The organism is Paenibacillus hemerocallicola (genome assembly GCF_006265175.1).
Classification (GTDB): domain Bacteria; phylum Bacillota; class Bacilli; order Paenibacillales; family NBRC-103111; genus Paenibacillus_AB; species Paenibacillus_AB hemerocallicola.
Genome location: NZ_VDCQ01000022.1, coordinates 49,324 through 67,536, shown reverse-complemented (window position 1 = coordinate 67,536; position 18,213 = coordinate 49,324). Strand labels below are relative to the sequence as shown.

General features: G+C 52.2%; 12 protein-coding genes and 1 pseudogene. 11 read left to right on the top strand and 2 right to left on the bottom strand.

The annotated features are described in order from the left end of the window. Nucleotides 1-24: 24 nt before the first annotated feature. From FE784_RS17015 to FE784_RS40925, 4 genes and pseudogenes are all read left to right on the top strand, one after another. Entirely contained in the window at nucleotides 25-1,026 is a 1,002-nt protein-coding gene (locus FE784_RS17015) for a dihydroxyacetone kinase subunit DhaK (protein ID WP_139603471.1), read from the top strand. 29 nt (nucleotides 1,027-1,055) lie between these two features. Beyond that, the gene (gene dhaL, locus FE784_RS17010; RefSeq protein ID WP_139603425.1) at nucleotides 1,056-1,688 is read left to right on the top strand and encodes a dihydroxyacetone kinase subunit DhaL; all 633 of its coding nucleotides are present in this window, start codon (nucleotides 1,056-1,058) and stop codon (nucleotides 1,686-1,688) included. Nucleotides 1,689-2,149: 461 nt separating this feature from the next. Beyond that, nucleotides 2,150-5,977 (top strand): stalk domain-containing protein, encoded by a 3,828-nt coding sequence (locus FE784_RS17005; RefSeq protein WP_139603424.1) that lies wholly within the window; start codon nucleotides 2,150-2,152, stop codon nucleotides 5,975-5,977. A gap of 539 nt (nucleotides 5,978-6,516) precedes the next feature. Beyond that, nucleotides 6,517-7,042, top strand: a pseudogene (locus tag FE784_RS40925) (Ger(x)C family spore germination C-terminal domain-containing protein). On the opposite strand, the gene FE784_RS16995 reads toward FE784_RS40925, so the two are convergent. Continuing rightward, nucleotides 6,975-7,748, bottom strand: a complete 774-nt coding sequence (locus tag FE784_RS16995) for an IclR family transcriptional regulator (protein ID WP_139603422.1) — start codon at nucleotides 7,746-7,748, stop codon at nucleotides 6,975-6,977. The pseudogene FE784_RS40925 and the gene FE784_RS16995 overlap by 68 nt on opposite strands. Before the next feature lie 720 nt (nucleotides 7,749-8,468). Here FE784_RS16995 and FE784_RS16990 point away from each other — a divergent pair. The 6 genes from FE784_RS16990 (at nucleotide 8,469) to FE784_RS16965 (ending at nucleotide 15,623) form a co-directional block, all read left to right on the top strand. Beyond that, on the top strand, nucleotides 8,469-10,025 hold the full coding sequence (locus tag FE784_RS16990) for an ABC transporter substrate-binding protein (protein WP_139603421.1): 1,557 nt from the start codon (nucleotides 8,469-8,471) through the stop codon (nucleotides 10,023-10,025). Nucleotides 10,026-10,112: 87 nt separating this feature from the next. Further along, nucleotides 10,113-11,057, top strand: coding sequence for an ABC transporter permease (locus tag FE784_RS16985; RefSeq protein ID WP_139603420.1), 945 nt, complete (start codon nucleotides 10,113-10,115; stop codon nucleotides 11,055-11,057). 36 nt (nucleotides 11,058-11,093) lie between these two features. Then, entirely contained in the window at nucleotides 11,094-11,918 is an 825-nt protein-coding gene (locus FE784_RS16980) for an ABC transporter permease (RefSeq protein ID WP_139603419.1), read from the top strand. 15 nt (nucleotides 11,919-11,933) lie between these two features. Beyond that, the gene (locus tag FE784_RS16975) at nucleotides 11,934-12,902 is read left to right on the top strand and encodes an ABC transporter ATP-binding protein (protein ID WP_139603418.1); all 969 of its coding nucleotides are present in this window, start codon (nucleotides 11,934-11,936) and stop codon (nucleotides 12,900-12,902) included. A 14-nt stretch (nucleotides 12,903-12,916) separates the two neighbouring features. Continuing rightward, the gene (locus FE784_RS16970) at nucleotides 12,917-13,882 is read left to right on the top strand and encodes an ABC transporter ATP-binding protein (protein ID WP_139603417.1); all 966 of its coding nucleotides are present in this window, start codon (nucleotides 12,917-12,919) and stop codon (nucleotides 13,880-13,882) included. A gap of 328 nt (nucleotides 13,883-14,210) precedes the next feature. Continuing rightward, nucleotides 14,211-15,623 carry an MATE family efflux transporter gene (locus FE784_RS16965; protein ID WP_139603416.1) on the top strand — a complete coding sequence of 471 codons (1,413 nt, stop codon included), beginning with the start codon at nucleotides 14,211-14,213 and terminating at the stop codon, nucleotides 15,621-15,623. 532 nt (nucleotides 15,624-16,155) lie between these two features. Here the strand turns inward: FE784_RS16965 and FE784_RS16960 are convergent. Beyond that, nucleotides 16,156-16,383 (bottom strand): Gfo/Idh/MocA family oxidoreductase, encoded by a 228-nt coding sequence (locus FE784_RS16960; protein WP_176706290.1) that lies wholly within the window; start codon nucleotides 16,381-16,383, stop codon nucleotides 16,156-16,158. Nucleotides 16,384-17,236: 853 nt separating this feature from the next. Between FE784_RS16960 and FE784_RS16955 the strand changes: the two genes are divergently transcribed. Beyond that, nucleotides 17,237-18,205, top strand: coding sequence for a hypothetical protein (locus tag FE784_RS16955; protein WP_139603414.1), 969 nt, complete (start codon nucleotides 17,237-17,239; stop codon nucleotides 18,203-18,205). Nucleotides 18,206-18,213: the final 8 nt, after the last annotated feature.

Genomic DNA, 18,213 nt, shown 5'->3' with positions numbered 1-18,213 from the left:
AAAGGAGATTCATAAATCATGACTATGAAAAAGTTTCTCAATCATCCTGAGAAAGTCGTTGACGAAATGCTGGAAGGATTACTACTCGCCCATTCCGATCTATTGAGGAGCGTAATAAGCGATAATCGTGCGCTGGTCAGAGTGGATGCTCCTGTACATAATAAAGTGGCCATTTCTACCGGGGGCGGTTCCGGGCATCTTCCATTATTTTTAGGCTACGTTGGAAAAGGGATGCTGGATGGAGTGGCCGTAGGCGATATTTTTGCTTCGCCGAGTTCAAAGCAGATGCTTGATGTGACGCGCGCAATTCATGGAGGGAAAGGAGTCCTTTATATTTATGGCAATTATGGCGGCGATGTAATAAATTTTGATACCGCTGCGGAACTTGCAGATTTGGAAGATATTCGTGTGGAGACGGTAGTTGCAACGGATGACGTCGCCTCGATGCCCAAAGGGTATGAACAGCAGCGTCGAGGTGTCGCCGGCCTCTTCTATCTCTATAAACTGGCCGCAGCAAAGGCAGAGACAGGTGCAGATCTGGACGAAGTGAAAAGAATTGCGGAAAAAGCAAATGCAAGAGTACGCACAATGGGCGTGGCTCTAAGTCCATGTATTCTTCCTGCTGTCGGGCATCCGACATTTCAGGTGGCAGAAGGCGAGATGGAAGTCGGGATGGGGATTCATGGCGAGCCGGGCATTCAGAGGGGAAGCTTACAAACGGCCGACGAAGTCGCCGCAACGATAGTATCCGCCATTCTACAGGATATGCCTATTGAGAAAGGGGAGAAAGTATCCGTCCTGATCAATGGGCTAGGAGCAACGCCGTTAGAGGAATTATACATTATATACAAGGCTGTCTATAGCTTGCTTACAGATCAGGGAATCCACATTAACTGCCGCTATATTGGCGAATTTGCAACGTCATTAGAGATGGCCGGACTTTCTGTTTCCATTCTGCATCTGGACGACGAGTTGTGCAGATTAATGGAAGCGCCGTTCGTTACGCCTTTTCGCATTCAACATTAAGGCTCGCGCATTCCGGGAAGGGGAATCTTATGAAGGAATCGCTTCGGAAAGAAGATGTCTTTCAGATTTTAGAAGAAATCAGCAAGATAATGGATGAAAATAAAGATTATTTGTGCAGGCTTGATGGGGCGTTAGGGGATGGCGATATCGGATTGACGATGTCCAAGGGATTTAAGGCTATCGTCTCCAACCTGCCTAACCTGGCTGATCAAGATATTGGCGGGATATTCGTACAGTGCGCGCTTCTCATGGGAGAGACGGTCGCTTCAACCATAGGTACACTGATATCAGTTGGATTGCTGCATGCAGGAAAAGCGCTGTCGGGAAAAAACGAGCTAAGCAAAGAGGACTTGATTTTACTCTTTGAAGCAATGATTAAGGGAATTAGCGGCAGAGGCAAAGCCAAGGTCGGTGAGAAAACGATTCTGGACTCCCTTGGGCCTGCTGCCCAAGCCATGGCGCTCGCAAACAGCCAACAAGTATCATTAAAAGAAATGATGAATAGGGCTCTCGAGGCTGCCGAGAACGGTGTGAAAGAGACGATTTCCATGCAGTCCAAACACGGAAGAGCTAGCAGGTATCTCGAGCGGTCGATTGGTTTACAAGATCCTGGTGCAACTGTCGGAGCGCTTATGATAAAAGGTTTTGTCCGTCTGTTCTGACTGTTCTGATCGTGTCATCTGTCGTGATAGAGGTAGTGGGAAAAATCTTCATCGTCCACACAATTTGTAGAATTTGTGTGCCTTGTGAAAAAGAAGTCCAACTTGGAATCGAGAAAACGCCGGGGCTTGTAGAATAATAAGGACCGATTGGAAAATGATTGATTGAATAGAATGGAGCGGTTGTTTTATGTTTTTCTTAACTCGACGAGACTCCGTTACCATTGCGACACAATACCTGCGAAACTGTGAAAAAAGGAGGGGTGAATAGTACTTTATATTTTATAAGACCTGTGTGTAGAGAATCCGACTGCAGGAACGGGTCAACCCATGATCGTGGATGTGATGGCGGATCATCTCGAGCCATGCTTTGTTGTAAGCGCTGTCGTAATCTGATGGATTTACCGGCAACCAGATATTCCCGGAGGCAATCAGCAAATCGAAAAAGGGAGGCTGTTATTGAAATGGCCAACAAGGTGAAACCAAGGTTGAAATTTATTTTTGTTGTTGCCTTACTTCTTTCGCTTGTTTTTCCTACTTCGATATGGGCGGGATATACGCATGCGCCTGTTACAATTACAAGCCCGGCCTCGCCGATCAATATAACGGTGAACGGCAAATTAGTGAAATCGGATTTACCGCCCAAATTTATCGACGGTAAAATCTGGGTATCGGCCGAGGCAATGGCTCATTATCTCTATTCGGTATTTTATGAAACTACCGATCACACGCAATTTGTTTTAAAAAATGATTACTATAAAATGACAGCCGAATACGGAAGCAATCAAGTAACAGTAAATAACGGTTCAACGACTACAACCCTTACTACCGCAATGCCCTTTAAAGACGGCTATAGAAGTTTTATCCCATTGGATACGCTCATGTATGCGTTTGAAGCCACATACACGTGGAATGCCGGGAGCAATACGGCGGAAGTGCTCTATGATGAAAACCGGCATATTACCGATGAGGCCGCTATACCTACAGCCGTGCCTGGTGTTGATATAACAGCCGTAGGAAAATCGAGAGACGGCTATTATAGGATTCCGCTTAGCGATCCGAATGCTGTAGTAACGGTATGGCGGAAATCAGCGGATCCGGCCAACTATGTCATCCCTGCTAAACCGAGAAATACGGGCTACGCTTGGCTTGAAATGCCTAAGCCCGGGTATAATGCGGCAATAGGCGCCTTTGAAGGAGGCATTAGTTATGCGGGCGGCCCCGGCAACGAAATCATTCGCGTTAGAATTAAATACTCAGACGGCATCACGCCGGATAAGTGGTTTAAAACCACCATTTCCACAGTCGTCGGAGGCGGTAACAGTATACCCGACTACACCTATCATCTAAGAAGTACGTTCAACAATATAAGCGTGTATCTGGATTATTTCGGTTATACAGCCGGAGATTCAATTACATATACGCTTCCAGTTGCATCTCCTAACACCATGCAAGTTCCCCTTGATCCTGCTAATGAGGTGCGTTTCAGGAAAGTAGGAGCTGTAGCATGGGAAGAAGGCCTTTCATTGGCATACGATTCGGCTAACAGGAATTTCAGAGGCTCTATCGTCGGTCTTGAGCCCGACACGGAATATGAAGTGCAAGTGAAAGTCCTTAAGGACAATTCTACGTACACCGATATAATCCGAACATGGAAAGAAGACGTCCCGATCGCAACGAACATCCCTATCTCATCCATCTATGAGCCGGGTAAACCGCTGTCCGTTCAAGGGTTGAGAGGAACAGCAAGCGGATATATCCGTATCATCGGAGACGGAACTACTGTGATCGAAGTAACCGATGAATTTTGGGAAGCGGTCATGATCGCGCAGTCCGAATATGTGATTTTGGAAAACGTAATCATCCGGGGAGGCAAAAGGAGCGGGATCTCGGTCCTCAGTTCCAGTCACCACATCCGAATTATCAATTGTGATATTTCCGGTTTCGGAAGAGAAGCAACTCTCTACTTGGGAAAGCAAACGATAGTCAACAATTCAAATCCTAATCTGGCTGTTGACCTGCGCACAGGGCAAGTTTATTCGGCCAACGCCACGCCTGTCAACAATGACTCGGGTATCCATGTAAGCGACGCAAGTTATCTTGTCATTGAAAAAAACTTTATTCATAATGCAAGAACAAAATCCAATGCTTGGAATGCCGGTGGAGGTAGAGGATGGTACGAAAATGTGCCGGGGTTCTTCGAATGGAATGAAAAACATCCGCAAGGTGTAAGCGGCATGTATGCAAGAGGAGGAGTAGGCGTCGTGATTCGATACAACGATATTGTCGGAAGCGACGATCACCGTTTTAACGCTCTCATTGAAACTTACGGAAATCACGATACAGACGGCGGTATCGGGGTCGATTCCGACGTATACGGAAACTATTTGGCGTTTGGTCAAGCCGATAGCATGGAATTAGAAGGCTCGAATATGAACGTAAGGTTTTACAACAACAAAATAGAGGGCATGTCTGGCGGATTAGGGATGGATTCGGTTTATATAGGTCCCGTGTATGTGTTTAGAAATCTGATCACGAACTTGGGTGACGAATGGGGACTGGTTACAGGAGTAACCAAGCACGGAACAGATCCTGCTGATTGGAGAATGGGATTGGGCGTTAACTATCTGTTTAACAATACGATCATTAGTCCAATGGGGCACATAACCCGGAAAGACGCTCAATTATACAGACCGTATTATCGGAATAATATCATTGAATCCCAAGATAGTCCTGTTGGCGGCCAGAACGTAATTACGCTTAAACATATGTACAATTATCCCGGCGTTAGCTACGATTACGACTTGCTTAACGGAGCTTCGACATCCACGAATAATACCAGTACCGGCGGACCTGCGCCGATCGTTGAGCCTCACGGGATCACCGGGGTAAAGACCGGAACAGCTATAGCACCCGATTCGAGCAAAAAGGCGACGTTCTCCAACAGAACGGAAGGGGATTATAGCCAAACGAGCGGGAGTCTCGGTTTTGATGCGGGCACCACGATTCCTAACTTTGTAACCAGTGCTTCGTACTCAGGCTCCGCACCTGATATTGGAGCTATCGAAAGCGGCAAAGATGTGATCATTCCTACCAGACCAACCGCTTTAAGGTCAGATGGCAACAAATATCAGGTCAACATTACAGGGAATACAACTCAAACCGTCACGATCAAAACGAACGGTATTCCGACCGGAACCAAATATGATCTACGGAAGAACAACGATAATGTTTGGTTTACCGTTACAAATGCTGCAGGGGGTACCAGCGGCACGATTACAGAGGGTGTCGACCTGGTGCTCACTGTAACCGGCTATCCCAAGAAAATCGGTAAAAATTTCATGGGTGGACAATTCGGAACAACGATAACAAAAGGTCTGGTTGACCTTGCTAATTCGAAGTTTAATGTATTAACGGGTCAACCGGCAAAAGGGAAAGGAGCCTTCTTTGTTAAATTGGAAGATGGTCTTTCCTTGCCGATTTCCGTATATGTGACGGAAGGCAGCTATAACGCGAGCCATAATGTTACCTTTAAAGATGGGGCATTCGAACAAACGGTGACAGTCAATGCAAACGGAATGTCGCTCGGCGCAAATGTTACCCCTCCGACGCGGACAAAAGAATTTTATGCCTTCTTAGGCTGGTTCGACGCCACGTATGCGAACAAGTTTGATTTCAGCAAACCAGTCGAAGCGGATACCGTTCTATACGCCAAGTGGCAGCCGGACACCACTCCGCCCGTAAGCTCTGCAGCTGTGTCCGGAACGGCCGGATCGGGAGGATGGTATAAATCGGACGTCACGGTTTCGCTCTCAGCCTCATATGACATTGCCGGTATCCATGCGACCCAATATGCGTTAACCGTCGTACAGAGCGTTTACGGCACGCCACCGACGATTGGCTTTATAGCATACGCTTCACCGCTTGTGCTTGGTGACGGCATCTATGATGTGCAGTATCGCTCGATAGATAAGGCGGGCAATGCAGAAACCGCCAAATCCATAACAGTGAAGTCCGATAAGATTGCACCGACGTTTACGGTATCGGCGAACGGAAATCCGCTGATGGAGGGCGCGGTGTTTGATGACAGCCAGCCCGTTACGCTGACTATTGTAAGCGGAGATAGCTTATCCGGTGTTGCCTCACAGGTGGTTACTGTCGATGGCCAGCCTTACGTGCCGGGAACAGCATTGAATTGGGCAGGTCAGTTAGGAGCCCATGTCGTTCAAGTTGCGGTGACGGATCAAGCAGGAAACTCGAGTCAACGGACGACGAATGTCACCGTTAATTGATTAAAAAAATTCTAGTACTTCAAAAGTCGAGTTGCAGCCCTGGTCTCGTTATGAGATCAGGGCTTTTCATCATAAGCCTGCACTCTGCCAAAGCCACTTGTAGAAAATATGCTTGCCAATGGTAAAAATAAAACCGGTCCGGAAGGAAAAAAACGTCATACTTGTGGAATTATAATGCCTGATTGGAAATGGATTGATTGAAAAGAAAGGGGCGATTGTTTACGATTTGCTTAACTTGACGAGATCCGACCCCGCAGCGACACAATACCTACGAAACATTATGAAAAGAGGAGTTGGAGAAGCAAATGAACCAAAATGAATTGTTTGCGCTGTCATTCTCGCCTGAACGTTTAGGGATTCCCTAATTTGGTCAGCGGCTGGCTACGTCATCGCACTCCGTACGGAGTGCGTGGATTGAAACTGATGGCCGAGAAAACCGGACAGCGCATCCTTGGGGCATCGAGCCTATTGCTACCGTGATCCAAGAAACCGAGAAGAGCATAATTATTCAAGGGATTGCCCTGTTCAAGGGGGACCGGATGGTAGTCCGGATCAAGCCCGAGGACAAGGTGGTGCTCGGACTTCTTCGCGATCATGTACAAACCGGCGAGTTGTATATGGATTTGTCCGAGAGGAAAGGGAGTGGCGACCAAACGACTTTATCGTATATTTCCAGCCGCAGAAACGTACGTGTCGAGCCGCCCGGCGCCAATCGGGAAGGAAGTCCGTGGAAAGCGACCGTGGCGATCTCGATCAAAGGGTCGCTGCTCGAATATATCGGGGATCGGAGCGTTAGCGACGTTGCCGACGTTGCCGATCAGTCGGAGCTGGAAGCGGAAATGGCTGATCCGCATTATGCAGCAGAGCAAGACCGATTCGATCGGAATCGGTCAACATGCGAGAAATACGATTCCGTATGCGGAATGGAGCCGGCTCGATTGGAGTGAAGCGTTCACGAAAGCGGACATTCGCGTGCAGGTCGATGTCCATTCAAAGATTAAGGCGAACGATAGCCGAGCTGGATGGAAATATCCAGGGCGGCTTGTTTTACTTTTTCCCCGATAACGGCGATTTCGTGGATTTGCAGATCGGTGCGCAGCGCGGTAATGCTGATCGACGCTTTCAGCTCCCGCCGGTGGTCCCAGATGGCGGAGCCTACGCAGCGGATCCCCGGCTCGCCTTCCTCGTCCTCGACGGCGTACCCCTGTTTGCGGATGACCTCCAATGCACTCCTGAACTCGCCGGGGCTGGTAATCGTGTTCTCCGTCCGCTCCGCGAGTCCCTTCTCCCGGATGATCTGGTCCAGCTGCTCGGGCGGGATATAGGCGGCGAGCGCCTTGCCGACGGCGGAAGCATGCAACGGCTGGCGCTGGCCGATGTAGGTGTTGAATTTGACGAACCCTTGGTTCTCCACCTTCTCCACGTATATCGCTTCGCCTTCGTCGAGTACGGCCAAATGTACGGAAAATTTCGTTTCCTGCAGCAGCTTGTCCATGAAGGGACGGGCCACTTCACGAATGTCCAGCTTGTTGAGGATGCTGAGACCGATGCGAAGGAACGTGTTGCTGAGCTTATATTTGCCGTCGCTCGTCTTCGTAATGTATTTATGCTGGTCCAGCGTGTTCAATATGAAAAAGACGCTTGTCTTCGGGATGTCCACCAGCTTGCACAGCTCGCTGACTCCGATCGCCTCTTCGTGTTCGGACAGCGTTTCGATGATCGCGATCGCTTTTTCCAAGGCGGGAACGTTATATTTTTTGGACAATTCCATGAAAGACACCTCGTTTGAAAATTTGAAAACGATTGCAAATCAGTTTAACTCAGTATACCGATGTCCGGTTTGAGAATCAAGTATTTTTTAAAACAATAGTTAACATGTAAATCATATGCTGCAGCGGTTGAAACGATCCCCGCCTAAGCGGTCGTATTCGTGCTGATGGGAGGACGTTCAAATCATATCGTTAACCACAATTGGCTGGAAGCGTAGCACGTGTTCTATAAAGGAAAAGGCGAATGGCGAATCAAAAAGTTTGTTGTCAAATCATTGTTTATAATTTCCATCTGATTTTGTTCCGAATATAAAGTCGTCAATATGAAAATATACGAAAGTAATGGATTATGTACGCGAATATACGGAAAGAAAAGGTGGGAAAGCGAAAGTGGATGAAATTTGTTTTGTATATTGACAATTGTTTAGAATAGATATTATAGTTGTTTTATAAATTTCTTAAACATTGTTTATGAATTAAACGTGCGTCACGATTGTATGCGCATTCATTAGCGAGTGCGAACGCTCAGTCCGTTTTCGATTCCGTGAGGGCGCTTACAAGTGCCGAGAGCTCTCCGGAATTTGCCGCCCGGCCGTCGCGATCCGAATTAGGAAAGAGAGCCGGCAGCGAAATATTCCGCGCAACCGCGCAACGCTCTGTAAGCGCTTTTGCCGCCAAGTCTTGCCAAGCAAAGGGAAACCAACTTTAAGGGGGAAGTCTCGATGAGAAGAATGCTCAACCTGTTGTTTATCGTCCTGCTGTCGATTTCCGTGGCCGCTTGCGGCGCCGCGAAGGAGTCGGGCGAGAGCGGGGAACAGAAGCCGAACGCCGAAGCGGGGAATAACAATGCTGCGCCGAAATCGGGCGGAACGCTCCGATTTGCCCAAAACGCCGAGCCTACTACGTTGAACCCGTACATTTACTCGACGTTCAACGACCGCAACTCGTTCCTGCCGATCTTCAACAGCTTGATGGAGTACGATCCGAAAACGTTGAAGCCGGTGCCGGGGCTGATCAAAGAAGCCAAAATCAGCGGCGACGGGCTCGTCTACGAGCTGACCGTACAAAGCGGCGTCACGTTCCACAACGGAAAAAAATTGACCGCGGACGACATCAAATATTCGCTGGAGAAGGCGAATGCGAAAGAAGCGACCCGGACGAACGCGCTGCTCAAATCGATCAAGGACATCAAGGTCGTGGATGAAACGCACTTGACGGTTACGCTGTCCAATAAAGACTCGCTGCTGCTCGATTCGTTCGTCGAAGTATTCGTTACTCCGAACGATCCGTCGATCGACCATACGAAAAATCCGGTCGGAACCGGCCCGTTCGTATTCGAGAAATGGAGCCGCAACGAGAAGATCGTGCTGAAGAAAAATGCGAACTATTGGAAGCAAGGACTGCCTTATTTGGACAGCATCGAAATATTGACCGTTCCCGATGCGGAAGTCAAAAACCTGCAGCTCATGAACGGACAAGTCGACGTGATCGACATCGTCCCGACGAGCAAGGTGGCGGAAGTGTCCAAAAACCCGAACCTGATCCTGGCTAAAATCGACGATGAAGTTACAGTGGCGAACCATTTCCTGCTGATGAACAATTCGAAGGCGCCATTCAACAACGTGAAGTTCCGTCAAGCCGTCAACTACGCGCTCGACCGCAACAAAATGAAGGCATCGCTGTTCGGCAATTTCGTCGTGCGCAGCTCGCCGGTACCGAGCGGAGACCCTAATTATAATTCGAGCGTTCCGAAATACGACAAGGACATCGAGAAAGCGAAGCAATTGCTGAAGGAAAGCGGATATAACAACGAGAAAATGACGCTGGTCTACCACAAAATCGACCTGATGTACGATACGATCGCGCAAATTACCGAGCAATCGCTGAAGGAGCTGGGCCTTAACGTCGAGCTTAAGGGCGTCGAAATCGCCCAATGGGTAGAGAGCGTATTCAACCAGAAGCAGTTCGACATGGCTCTTACGGGCAGCACGCCAAAGCCGAATACGGTCGATATGCTGAACCATATGTACGGCAAGCAGAACGGCTCCGCCATCCAATGGAGCAACAAGGCATGGGGCGACAAGCTGCTCGGCGTCAGCCAGCTGTCGCCGGAGGAAGGCTCCAAAGTGCTCAAGGAGCTGCAAGCCGAGGTGCTGGACCAATCTCCCGGCATTATCGTAGGCGGACTCGTGCAGGCGCAAGGGCTGTCGAAGAAGGTGCACGGCTTCATTCCAAGTCCGCAGCAGAAAATGTATTTCGAATCGGTCTGGAAGGAATAGTACGACCGGCAAGTGCGGCTGCACGAGCGGCGAGAGGCGATCGCTGCGGCTGCAGCCGCACTTGTTCGGCAAGAAGGGAGGAGCAGCATGCTTAGACTTTTGACGAAAAAATTGACCGAACTGTTCCTGGTGCTTTTTTTCGTGACGCTCATCGTGTTTTTCACGTTCCGGCTGCTTCCCGGCGATCCCGCGCAGATGAGGCTCGGCATGGATCCGGCCCCCGAGGCGGTGGCGGCGCTTACGATCGAGATGGGCTTGGACAAGCCGTTGATCGTGCAGTACGGCAATTGGATCGCCGACGTCGTTCGCGGCGACCTGGGCAAATCGATGTTCGACGGCAAGCCGGTAACGGAGCTGCTGGCGGACAAAATTCCGAAAACGTTCGAGCTGGCCGTTCTGGGTGCGCTGCTGTCGATCATGATCGCGGTTCCGTTCGGGGTGCTGGCCACATTGAACAAGAACAGCTGGATCGACAAGCTGGCCCGCGTCTTCTCGCTGTTCGGCTTCAGTATTCCGGCGTATTGGCTGGCCGTGCTGCTGATGCTGCTGTTCGCCTATCAGATGCACTGGCTGCCGGCGGGAGGCTACGTCTCGTTTACGGAATCGCCCTCCGGCCATATGAAGGCGCTCGTCTTGCCGGTAGTTACCGTAGGCATAATCAATTCCGCGCAAATATTCCGGTTTCTGCGCTCGGGCATGCTCGAGGTGATCAGCCAGGATTTCATACGTACCGCGCGAGCGAAAGGCGTATCGGAATGGGTCGTCATCGGCAAGCATGTGGCGCGCAACGCGATGCCGAGCCTGATCACGATCGTCGCCTTGAACTTCAGTCTGCTGCTGAGCGGGATGGTCATCACCGAGCAAATTTTCGCTTGGCCGGGACTGGGCTGGCTGATGATCCAATCGATCCTGTCGCGCGACTATGACGTCGTGCAGGCCGCCGTACTGATCTCCGCCGTATTTATCGTCATTATCAATTTGATAGCCGATCTGATCAACGCTTGGCTCGATCCGCGAATCAAATACAACTAAAGCAGGAAGTCATTCCGAAACGGGCAGGGGGATCCGATGAAAAAACTATGGAAAGACACAACCGCCCTGGCAAGTTTGATCATTTTTGGCTGTATCGCCGCACTTGCTTTGCTTGCTCCGGTCATTACGCCGTTCAAATACGATGAAATCGTCGACGCGCCGTTACTCGGGGCTTCCGTAGCGCATTTGCTCGGAACCGATGAGATCGGCCGCGATATTTTCACCCGGATCGTATACGCCGGCCGCGTGTCGCTCATCGTAGGCATTTGCTCCACCTTGATCGCGATGGTCGGGGGAGTCGTGCTGGGGTTGATCAGCGGTTATTACGGAGGCAAAATCGATACGCTTATCAGCCGTTTTCTGGACGGCTTGCTCGCTTTCCCTTCGATCATATTGGCGCTGGCCGTCATGGCCGTGCTCGGACCGGACATTTACAATGCGATGCTGGCGATCGGCATCGTCTCGATCCCGATTTTCGCCAGAATTACCCGCAGCAGCGTGCTGACGCTGAAGGGAAGGGAATTCGTGGAGGCGTCGCGTTCGATGGGGGCGGGCGACGGACGGATCATGTTCGGGGTCATTTTGCCGAACTGCCTCTCTCCGCTGCTCGTGCAGATCAGCCTGACGTTCGCTTCCGCGGTCCTTACGGAAGCGGCGCTGAGCTTCCTCGGCTTGGGCGTGCAGCCCCCGACGCCTTCCTGGGGCTCGATGCTGAACGCGGGCCGCAGCTTTTTGTCCCAGGCTCCGCTCTATTCGATCATTTCGGGAGCCGCCGTATTTTTGACCGTGCTATGCCTGAACGTTCTCGGAGACAGCCTTCGCGACCTGCTCGACCCGCGGGAAGCGAAGAAACGCGCATAAGGGAGGTGACCGATCATGAACAAGCCGCTGTTGAACGTGAACCAATTGTCGGTAGGCTACGAGAACAAAAACGAACGCATCAGCATTTTGCAGCATGTGACGTTTTCCGTGGCCAAAGGGGAAATCGTCGGCATCGTCGGGGAGAGCGGCTGCGGCAAAAGCTTGACCTCGCTGTCGATTATGGGGCTGCTCGGCGAGCCTTTGCGGGTCCAGACGGGAACGATCGATTTTAACGGAACGGACTTGACCCGCCTCGGGAAGAAGGAGCTCAACCGGATTCGCGGCAAAGAAATTTCGATGATCTTCCAGGAGCCGATGACGTCGCTCAATCCGGTATTTACGGTCGGCGACCAAATCTCCGAGTCGATGATTACCCATTTGGGACTCGGGAACAAAGAGGCGCTCGCCCGCACCGTTCATTTGCTCAAGATGGTAGGCATTCCGTCGCCCGAGCAGCGCGTCCACGAATACCCCCACCAGCTGTCGGGGGGGATGCGCCAACGGGTTATGATCGCCATGGCTCTCGCGTGCGACCCTTTGCTGCTGATCGCCGACGAGCCGACGACGGCGCTGGACGTGACGATTCAGGCGCAAATTCTCGAGCTGCTGCTGGACGTTCAGCGGAAAAACGACATGTCCCTCATCTTCATTACCCACGATCTCGGCGTCCTGTCCAAAATGGCGGACCGGGTCATGGTCATGTACGGCGGACGGGTGATCGAATCGGCACCGATGAAGCAGCTGTACGACAATCCGCTGCACCCTTATACGCAAGGCTTATGGAAAGCGATACCAGGCAGCGCCAAAGGGCAGAGACGCCTGTACAACATTCCCGGCACCGTGCCCGATCCGCGGGACGACATCCGGGGCTGCCGCTTCGCCTCGCGCTGCCAGTTCGCCGAGCCGCGCTGCCGCGAAGCCGAGCCTCCGCTGCTCAAGACGGAAGAGGGACGGGAGATCGCCTGCTTCTTGTACGATAAATGAAGGGAGAGGGACCGATGGCGGACATTTTGCTGAAGACGGAAGGATTAACGAAGCATTATCCGGTGAACGGCGGCTTCTTCGCCAAATCGAAGCAGAAGGTGCACGCGCTGGACAAGGTCGACCTGACCCTCTACAAACGCGAAATCGTCGGCGTCGTCGGGGAAAGCGGCTGCGGCAAATCGACTTTGGCGAAAGTGCTGCTGAGGCTGATCGAGCCGACGGAAGGCAAGATTCATTTCGAAGGACGGGAAATTACGGGGCTCGACAAAAGGCAGATGCGCGACGTCCGCAGACAAATGCAGTTCGTATTCCAGGACCCGTTCTCCTCGCTGAACCCGCGCAAAAAAGTGATGGAGCTTATTTCCGAGCCGCTCGACATTTACCGGATCGGAACGCGCAAGGAACGGGAAAACCGGGTGTACGAGCTGCTGGAGACGGTCGGACTGACGCGAAACCACGCCGAGCGCTATCCGCACCAATTCAGCGGCGGACAACGGCAGCGTATCGGCATAGCGCGCGCGCTGGCGCTCAATCCGAAGCTGGTCATCTGCGACGAACCGGTATCGGCGCTCGACGTATCGGTACAGGCGCAAATTTTGAATTTGCTGCAGGATTTGCAGGAGCAGTTCGGGCTGTCGTACTTGTTTATCGCGCACGGGCTTGACGCCGTTCGCCATATCAGCAACCGCATCGCCGTCATGTATTTGGGCAAGCTCGTCGAGATGGGGAACAGCGAAGAAATCTTTACTCGTCCGCGGCACCCTTATACGCAAGCGCTCATCTCGGCCATTCCGGAAATCGATCCGGAGCATGAGGCGAAGCCGATCAAGCTGACGGGGGAAATTCCGAGTCCGATCAATCCGCCGTCCGGCTGCCGTTTTCATACGCGCTGTCCGTATGCCGTCGAGCGGTGCAAAAACGAGATGCCGGAGCTTCGAACGGCGGAGGACGGACATGCCGTTGCCTGTCATTTGGTGTAAGAGCGGCGTATGGTATAAAAAAAGGAAAGGGAACGGATGCGACCGGACGGTCTGCGTTCCGTTCCCTTTGTCGTTACGGCTTCCGTTTTCTTGCGATTTCCTCGTTGATCGCCTTGTTGATCGTCTCCTCCGCGCTGCGAAGAGCCGTGTTGACGTCATTCTTGCCTTGGATGAACCGATTGAACATAATAATTGAAAATATGGATATTCGTCTTATGCGGGGAGCGGTTCTAATCATTTCCTCATGCGGATCGATCCAAAGTATGCTATGATACGTTTGCTTACATATATGGATTGTAATTTTCTTTGCGTAAGGAAAGGTGACATCATGACAAGCACATCGGAACATCCCGCACCGGCGGCGACCCGCGACATTCGTTTGTTTCGGCTGACGTGGCCGATTTTTCTCGAGCTGCTGCTGTTTTTGCTTATGGGCAGCGTCGACACGTTCATGCTCAGCCGCGTGTCCGACAACGCCGTCTCGGCGGTCGGGGCCGCCAATAATATCATAATGATCGCGATACTCGTGCTCGAAGTGATAGGAAACGGAGCGGCGATCGTCGTAGCGCAATATATCGGTTCACGGCAGTATTACGAAGCGTCGAAAATATGCGCCGTCGCCATCACGATGAATGCGATCATCGGCTTGGCGCTCAGCGCCGTTTTTCTGTTGTTCGGCAAAAGCATGCTGGCGGCGATGAACTTGCAGGGCGACATTTTGGAATACGCCGATACGTATTTGTATATCGTGGGCGGAGGCATTATTTTACAGGCACTGATCAATATTGTGGCGGCCATTATCCGAACCTATGGATTTACGAAAGAAACGATGTTCGTATCGCTCGGCATGAACGTGATCCATGTCATCGCCAACTATGCGCTCATATTCGGCCATTGGGGCTTTCCCGAGCTCGGCGTGGAAGGAGCGGCGATCTCCACCGTCGCCAGCCGGTTCGTATGCCTGATCGTATTCGTGTGGCTGATGTACCGTCTGATGGAAGTGCGGGTCTCGTTCGGCCAATATTTCCGGCTTCCGAAGGCGTACGTCCGCAAAATATTGAAAATCGGCATCCCTTCCGCCGTCGAGCAAATCATGTATCACTCGTGCCAGCTCGTATTCGTGTTCTACACGACGTTTCTCGGAGCGACCGCGCTGGCGTCGAAGCAGTACGCGTCGAACATCTCCATGTACATTTACTTGTTCAGCGCCGCTGTCGGGATGGGCACCGCGATCATGACGGGGCGACTAGTGGGCGCGAACCGCCAGAACGACGCCTACCGCCGGGTATGGTCGAGCGTGAGATGGGCGCTCGCGATTACGGTTCTGATCGATGTGGCCGTTATCACGTTCCGCGAGCCGCTGCTCGGCTTGTTTACGGATAATGCGGATATTGTCCGGCTCGGGTCGCAAGTCATCTTGTACAGCATTTTGCTGGAGACGGGACGCACATGCAACATCATCATCATCAATTCGCTGCGGGCGGCCGGAGATGCCAAATTCCCGGTTTATATAGGCATCGTCTCGATGGTCGGCATCAGCTTGCCGCTCGGCTATTTGCTCGTATTTCAATGGGGCTTCGGGCTCGTCGGCATATGGCTGGCGATTGCGGCGGACGAATGGATCCGCGCGGTCATCATGTATTTCCGCTGGCGCAGCCGGGCTTGGGAGAAGCACGGCCTGGTCGAGAGAAGCGGGCAGGAGCAGCCTCCGGCCGGGGCGGCACCGGCAGCCACGTTATGAGGCGTGCGGGGAAACCGGACAGCGAGATAAGCCGAATACGGAGAAAAGCCGAATACGGAGAAAAGCCGATTAAGCCGAACACGGAGATAAACCGAACACGGAGATAAACCGAACACGGAGATAAACCGGATGCGGAGATAAACCGAATACGGAGATAAACCGAATACGGAGATAAACCGAATACGGAGAAAAGCCGAATACGGAGATAAACCGAATACGGAGAAAAGCCGAATACGGAGATAGGCCGAACGAAAAGCATAAGCCATTGCGTGCCGGAACTGGATTCGGCAAACGACAGCTGCAAAAGAACCGCATGATGACGAAAAGTCTCGTGCGGTTTTTTACACCGGTCCGAACAAATACTGCAGCAGATCATCGTGTGGATCGACTGGTTCATCAGCGCGCCGCCGCCATCCAGCGCCCAAGTCCCCCGCCACTTCGCGCTGTCGTAATAATCTTTCCCGCGAATACCAGTTGACCGCCGCCGTCCCGAGGAAAAGCCGTCCGAACCGGCCTGCCTCGATTTGCCGCTTTACCAGACGACGGACGGATCGAATCGGTGCTGCGAAATGACCGACAGCTTTTTCCCCGCTTTGCGGAATGCTGTGATCATCCGATCGGCCTTCTCCAGCGTCACGTCGATCGGCTTCTCGACAAGCGCATGCTTGCCCGCTTCGGTTGCAACACGTAGCCGTAAATAGAGGAACTGGCTTCCGCTATCGTCCCGTATTCCGTTGCACCCCTGAAGATAAAGGAACAAGCTTCCGTTATCTAGATCTTTCGGATGAAAATGGAGAGTATACAGCGGAATAGCGGCACGGTTTTCCGTTATTTTGCGATCGACATGGGTACTCGGACACAATAACGTACGCCAGTTCCGCTAGTTGACGGATTCGCGGTCCCGCAAGCGCCGGCAAAGGCCGCTAGTCTTCACCGATCATTCGGAATATGCACTTTGGTACGCGAATCATGCTGAAGTAGTTTTTGTATGAGCGCGAATCGAATAAGCCTGCCGAATCGGTAGAAGCTTATCCGACGATTGCAAGCGGGAGTTGAGCTTTCAGTCCGTAATTCGGGATGATGCGGAACAAAAAGTTCCTCTATGCTGCAAAGGAAGCGTGCCCGGGAGGTCAAACGGAACGATAAGTTCCGTTATTCGGCAAAAGCATGACGAATATCGCCTTTCAGGATGCAATAAAGGAAAAAATCGTTCCTCTAAGGCCGTCTGAGCCGTCCGTTTACGAGCATAGAGGAACTTTTTGTTCCGTAAGCCCGATTTCGCAGCCTATGGCGGCAAAACGCTAGGCCCTCTCAGCCTCTCGACTCTGCATCGGTCTATTATGTCGTCGACCAATCGCCGTCATGCAGCGAAACACCGTGCGCTGGGGGTTGCGCGCGGTGCGAATTATGGGGAGTAAAACTCCTACAGCTGCCATCCCTATTAGCCTACCGTTTCCGCGCGATACGAGTGGAGCATGAAGGGATTTTCCCGGACCCGAAGGCAGCGCTCCCTATCAAACCGATTTTATACTTTTTTTAGACTTCCTTTACGAGGGCTTTAGACCTCCCGGCTAATATAAAGATGCAAGAGAAAGTGTCGGGAGGGAAACAATATGAAAAACAATAAATGGATTGCAATGGGCGCGGGACTGGGTGTAGGCGCCGTTCTGCTGACGGTGAGCGGCTTGACGGCGATGGCCGGGGCATCCGGATACGACGCATGGAAATCGGCTTTGAAGCAGACGAAATCGGTGGCCAGCATTGCCGGAAGCGTGAACGTAGCCATGACCGACAACGGAACGAAGCTGGCGGGCGTCGAAGCGTCGTTCAAAAAAGCGGATAGCGCGGCAAGCGCCAATGTGCTGCTGAGCACCGGCGGCGCATCGCGGGGCATGGACGTGTATTTGCAGGACGGCAAAGCCGTTCTGAAGGCGAGCGATAGCGACGTTTACCGGGTAGCGGAGCATGGCGAGGGCAACGGACCCGACTGGAAGCGGAATGCCGACCATAAGATGGATCCCGCTTTTGCCGAGCGGGTCGAGCGGGTGTTCGATGCGCTGGTGGGGAATCTGAAGGACAGAGTAGAGCTCGACACGAATGCGGACGGCAGCAAGCACGTATCGCTCCATCTGAGCGGCAACCAAGTTCCGGTGGCGGTCAATGCGATCGGTTCCTTCGTCATCGGCGGCGTATCCGACGGAGGACATTGGGAACACGACGGGAAAGCGGGCCGGGGAAATCGGGAGCAAGCGGCTGCAGGGAAGACCGCCGACGCAAACGCGCTGTTCACGTCGGAGATGAAGCCCGATTTGCCCAAGCTGACGCAGGATGTCCGGATCGAAGAGATCAAGCTCGACGCGACGATCGACGCGAACAACTATTTCGAGAATAAAACGGCGGAAATACGCGTCACCGGCAAAGATGAGGCCGGAGCGCCGCACAGCGTCGTCGTCCGTGCGGAGGTCGACTTGACCGGCATTAACGCAACCAAAGCGGACTCGATCGATTTGACCGGCAAGAAGGTGGAAGCGATCGAGCGCGAAGCCGGTTTCGGGCACGGGCAGGAGCGCGGCCGTCGATAAGCAAGCGC